The organism is Vibrio sp. 10N.261.52.A1, assembly GCF_002876325.1.
Classification (GTDB): domain Bacteria; phylum Pseudomonadota; class Gammaproteobacteria; order Enterobacterales; family Vibrionaceae; genus Vibrio; species Vibrio chagasii.
In genome coordinates, this window is record NZ_MCYD01001292.1 from 1 (window position 1) to 2,070 (window position 2,070).

At 42.3% G+C, this 2,070-nt stretch carries 2 protein-coding genes; both read right to left on the reverse strand.

The window, feature by feature from the left end; translation table 11 throughout:
* Positions 1–561, reverse strand: a 561-nt coding sequence (potB, locus tag BCT81_RS26995; RefSeq protein ID WP_102426456.1) for a spermidine/putrescine ABC transporter permease, incomplete at its 3' end; no start/stop codon positions are given.
* Positions 545–1,660 carry a spermidine/putrescine ABC transporter ATP-binding protein PotA gene (gene potA, locus BCT81_RS27000; RefSeq protein WP_102426457.1) on the reverse strand — a complete coding sequence of 372 codons (1,116 nt, stop codon included), beginning with the start codon at positions 1,658–1,660 and terminating at the stop codon, positions 545–547. The genes potA and potB, both read right to left, overlap by 17 nt.
* Between the last annotated feature and the right edge of the window lie 410 nt (positions 1,661–2,070).

Consider the following 2,070-nt stretch of genomic DNA (forward strand, 5'->3'; position numbering starts at 1 on the left):
TAAGTCTTTTGCTGCTTCTAGGTACGTGTCATCCAGTTTTTCAATCGCTGAATACAGCGGAAGAATCATGAATGGCAGCAGGATATACACCAAACCGATCATCACCGCCGTTTCTGTGTACATAATACGCAGTGGCTTATCGATGATATCTAGCGCTAGTAAGCTTTTGTTCAAGACACCTTGAGTACCCAGTACAATCTTCAAGCCGTAGGTACGAATCAAAGAGTTCGTCCAGAATGGCACAATCACCAAGAACAGCATGAAAGGGCGCCATTTCTCTGGCATTTTTGCCACTATGTAGGCAAACGGGTAGCCAATGATCAAACACAATAGCGTCGCGATAATCGCCATATAGAAAGAGTGCATCAGCACTTTAAAATACAGCGGGTCGGCCAAACGGATGTAGTTATCGAGAGTGAAGGTCATCTCGATCAAGTTTGCTTCGTCACGAGTTAAGAAGCTGGTACCGATGATCATGATGTTTGGAATCATCACGAACAGCACCAACCAACCTGTGATTAAAGCAACAATCGCGTTTTGTAAATTAAACTTCTTGCTCATCTTCTAATACCACTTCCCAGCTCTCAACCCAAGTTACTGCAACTTTTTGGCCCAGTGAGTGATCAACATCAGGGTCATCTTCGTTGAAGAATTCGCTTACCATTACGCGCATGCCAGATTCTAGCTCTACAACTGAATCTAAAGTCATGCCTTTGTAGGTACGCTCGACAATGTGGCCAACAATACCGCGTTGCTCAGATTCTTTAATCTCTTCAATACGAAGATCTTCAGGGCGAAGCAATACCTGCAGTTTTTGACCAGAGGTGATGTCTTTATCGTGGTAGATGACCGACTCTTCACCTTCAATTGTCGCAACAATGCGTTTTTCATCTAAACGAGATGTCGCTGTCGCATCGAATACGTTAATTTCACCAATAAAGCGAGCGACAAAAAGGTTCTTAGGCTCTTCGTAAATCTCTCTTGGTGTTCCGTCTTGCTCAATCACGCCGTCACGCATAACAATAATACGGTCAGACATCGACAGTGCTTCTTCTTGGTCGTGCGTTACAAAAATGAACGTGATACCAAGTTGGCGCTGAAGTTGTTTCAGCTCAATTTGCATCTGTTTACGAAGTTTGTAATCCAGAGCAGACAGAGATTCATCCAACAAAAGAACTTTAGGCTTATTAACGACAGCACGAGCGATTGCGATACGTTGCTGTTGACCACCAGAAAGCTGGTGTGGTTTTCTTTGTGCCATCTGTTCTAGGCGCACCATTTTTAAAGCTTCCATTACACGAGGTTCAATCTCGCTGTTTGGAACTTTCTGCATGCGTAAGCCAAATGCCACATTTTCGAAAACGGTCATATGTGGGAATAGCGCATAGCTTTGGAATACAGTGTTAACATGCCTTTGTTCAGCAGGGACGTGGGTTACGTTCTGTTCAGCTAGCAGTATTTGACCACTATCTGCCGTTTCAAAACCCGCAATCATTCTTAGTACCGTTGTTTTACCACAACCTGACGGGCCTAAAATCGTGAGAAACTCACCATGATTTACGTTTAGATCAAGATTGCCGATGACTTCCTTACCATCGAAGCTTTTACTAATACCAGTTAGCTGTACTACTGGTTTTCCTACTGATTTTTTAGCGTTCAACGTCTGTTTTTCTCCACCTTGGTTCTGTTTGAGAACCTGTTGCTATACACCTTTGAGGCGCGCATCATAATCACCAAAAACGTGAAATCAAAGCATTTTTTACCATTCGAAGATAAAAAATTTCGCAGGTAAAAGTAAACATCCTTTACCATACTGTTATTTACTGGGTTTACGCCCCAACAAGTGTCTAATTATTAACCATTAAGACGCAAAAGCAAGCCTTGTTACAGATTCATATTTTAGTTTGTATCCGACATATGAGTATAATGAAGGTAATTTTTTATCAATAAGTTAGGTGGCTCAGTTTAATTGGCGCACCTAGGTATCACTATGAACAACGACATCGAAAAAGATTTTAATTTGGGCGGTAGTATCGACCGTGCACTTTCTGGCGATTATGAGCTCAAAGC